Consider the following 3,105-nt stretch of genomic DNA (forward strand, 5'->3'; position numbering starts at 1 on the left):
TTATCCCGTTCGTGGCCGAAACCGCCGGACAGATCACCGATGCCCCCGGTCCACGGGCAGATTGCAGGCATTGTGTGCCGATGACGGCGATCTTCTCGCGCGAGGTGTGTCCATTGGCTCTCGGGGCCGATGCCGTTGCCGTGTCTGGTGGTCGATGGGCAAACAAGTTAACCACGACCGGCGATAGCCTGGGCGCATGCGCAGCGTCTGGAAGTGGGTCGGGTTGGCTGGTGCCGCCGGCGTGGTCGCCGGGGGAGCGCTGGTCGCGCGCGATCAACGCAGGCGACGCGCCTACACCGCCGACGAGGTGCGGGCGCGTCTGCACCAGCGACTGGCCGAATCCGAGGCGGAGGGTGGTCAATCCGAGACGTCCGCTTGTACGGCGAACAGGCGGAAAGTCCCCGAAAATCCCTTCAATTCGACGTCGCGGCCGTCGTCGAACCCGATGCCCTGACAGTCGGGGCGGCCGTCGACGGCGTCGCGCACCTTTTCGCTGACCAGGATCTCCCCGCCGACGGCCTGGGCCGCGACTCGCGCCGCCATGGCGACGTTGCGCCCGAACAGGTCGTCACCGCGACGCACGGAGCGTCCCATGTGGATGCCGATCCGAACGCGAATCGCATCGTGGTGCTTGCGTTTTGACGCTGTGCACAACGCGCGTTGCACGTCGACGCCACACCGCACCGCGTTTTCGGGGCGCGAGAAGGCGATCATGAACCCGTCGCCCTGGCTCTTGACCACATGCCCGGAGTGCCGTCGCACGAGGCCTGAGACGAGTTTGTCGTGCGCGCTGATGAGCTTGACCCACGCCCGGTCGCCGATGCGCTCGTTGAGCGCGGTGGATTCCTCGATGTCGGAGAACAGGATCACCACCCGGCCGTCCGGGGTGACGCGCGCCAGGTCGGGCCGCTCGACCTCGGCCCAATCGGCGAGGTCCTCGATCGAGCTGCGCAGTGCGCCGCCGAAGCCCTCCTTGTTGATCAGGTTTGCGGTTTGCCACACGGTCTTGACGGCCTCGCGGCCGCTCGACAGCAGCCAACCTCGCGTATCGGTTCGGTCCCGCAGTTCCTCGATCTCGCGGCGACTTCGGTACAGCAGCCGCCCCAGGACGACCAGCGCAACGGCTTCGGCTACGGCAAATCCGGCCAGCACGCAGGCGGCGATGGGCAGCACGTTAGCCACATCAGCATCCTCCCAAAAGCCGTCGCGGCTCCGGTTTGTCGGGTCCCGGCATAGTGTCTAGTGTTGATCCCGGCCGTCGTGGGTAATGCTTGTCAAGTAAGCCGCGCAGGTGACTTTCGGGAGGTGCGGCTTGGCCGACGGTGACGATATCCCCTCTGACCTGCTCGTCATTTTCGGAATCACCGGGGATCTGGCCCGCAAGATGACGTTGCGGGCGTTGTACCGGATCGAGCGCCGAAACCTGCTCGACTGCCCGATCATCGGTGTGGCCAGCGACGATATCTCGGTGGACCAGTTGGTCGAGCGGGCGCGGGACGCCATCAAGGCGTCCGGCGAGGATTTCGACGCGGGGGTGTTCGACCGCCTGGCGGGCCGGTTCTCCTACCTGCACGGCGACGTCGTCGACGGGAAGCTCTACACGCGGCTGGCCGATCAGATCGGCGCGGACCGCCGTGTGCTCTTCTACCTGGAGATGCCGCCGGCGTTGTTCGCGCCGATCGTCGAGAACCTCGCCAAGGTGAACCTCCTGGAGAACGCTCGCGTCGCCGTGGAGAAGCCGTTCGGTCACGATCTGGCCTCCGCGCGCGACCTCAACGCCCGGCTGCGTGCGGTGCTCGACGAGGACCAGATCCTGCGGGTCGACCACTTCCTGGGCAAGCAACCCGTCGAGGAGCTGCAGTACCTGCGCTTTGCCAACAAGAGTCTGGCCAAGCTGTGGGACCGCGAGAGCATCTCGGAGATCCACGTCACTATGGCCGAGGACTTCGGCGTCGCGGACCGCGGCAAGTTCTACGACGCGGTGGGCGCGCTGCGCGACGTGGTCCAAAACCATCTGCTGCAGGTGCTCGCGCTGGTCGCCATGGGGCCCCCGGTCGGGCCCTCCGCCGACGACCTCAACGACAAGAAGGCGGAGGTGTTTCGCGCCATGCCGGCCCTGGACCCGCAACTTTGCGTGCGGGGCCAGTACCGGGGTTACACCGACGTACCCGGAGTGGCCAAGAATTCGCGCACCGAGACCTACATCGCGCTGCGCACCGAGATCGACAACTGGCGCTGGGCCGGGGTGCCCATCTTCTTGCGTGCCGGTAAGGCGCTGCCGGAAAGGGTCACCGAGGTGCGGATGTTCTTGCACCACGTGCCCGGTTACTCCTTCCTTCCCAACCGCCGGCCGCCGGCTCCCAACCAGGTCGTGCTGCGTATCGACCCCGACCCGGGGCTGCGGCTGCAGCTGTCCGCACAGGTCGGCAGCTCGTGGCAGGACGTTCACCTGGACTCGTCGTTCGCCGTGGACCTCGGTGAGGCCGTGCGCCCCTACGAGCGTTTGCTGTATGCCGGGTTGACCGGCGACCGCGAGCTTTTCGCCAGGGAAGACGCGATCGAAGAAACGTGGCGCATCGTGCAGCCGCTACTCGACAAGCCGGGCCGGATCCACCTCTACGACCAGGGTTCCTGGGGGCCCGAGGCCGCACACACGCTGCTTCGCGGTCACCGTAATTGGCAATCGCCGTGGCTTCCTCGCGGCGCGAACGCGGCACAGTAAGGAGACAGCAGCAATGCAGCTGGGGATGATCGGACTGGGCCGCATGGGCGCCAACATCGTGCGCCGCCTCGTCGCCGACGGCCACGAATGCGTGGTCTACGACCACAACGCCGACGCGGTCAAAGCCATGGCCGGTGAGGACAACACGACCGGGGTGTCCTCGGTCAAAGAGCTCGTCGAGAAGCTGAGCGCCCCGCGTGTCGTCTGGGTGATGGTGCCGGCCGGAACCATCACCACCGGAGTCATCGAGGAGCTGGCCAAGACGCTGGACTCCGGCGACATCGTTATCGACGGCGGCAACTCCTATTACCGCGACGACATCCGCCACGCGAAAACCTTGTCCGAGAGCGGAATTCGGCTGCTCGACTGCGGGACCAGCGGCG

General features: G+C 66.5%; 3 protein-coding genes and 1 pseudogene. 3 read left to right on the top strand and 1 reads right to left on the bottom strand.

Translation table 11 applies throughout. From position 1 onward, the window contains the following. Positions 1-196: 196 nt before the first annotated feature. Positions 197-394 (top strand): annotated as a pseudogene (locus AC2VOR_RS07975) (hypothetical protein); the annotation flags it as partial. Here the strand turns inward: AC2VOR_RS07975 and AC2VOR_RS07980 are convergent. Continuing rightward, positions 358-1,182 carry an adenylate/guanylate cyclase domain-containing protein gene (locus AC2VOR_RS07980; protein WP_407688737.1) on the bottom strand — a complete coding sequence of 275 codons (825 nt, stop codon included), beginning with the start codon at positions 1,180-1,182 and terminating at the stop codon, positions 358-360. The pseudogene AC2VOR_RS07975 and the gene AC2VOR_RS07980 overlap by 37 nt on opposite strands. A 130-nt stretch (positions 1,183-1,312) precedes the next feature. Between AC2VOR_RS07980 and AC2VOR_RS07985 the strand changes: the two genes are divergently transcribed. Beyond that, positions 1,313-2,722: a glucose-6-phosphate dehydrogenase gene (locus AC2VOR_RS07985; RefSeq protein WP_486963546.1), complete on the top strand. Its 1,410-nt coding sequence runs from the start codon at positions 1,313-1,315 to the stop codon at positions 2,720-2,722. A gap of 13 nt (positions 2,723-2,735) precedes the next feature. Then, positions 2,736-3,105: NAD(P)-binding domain-containing protein (locus AC2VOR_RS07990; RefSeq protein WP_486963547.1), on the top strand; the 370-nt coding region annotated here is incomplete at its 3' end.

The organism is Mycobacterium sp. TH-M103, assembly GCF_057473785.1.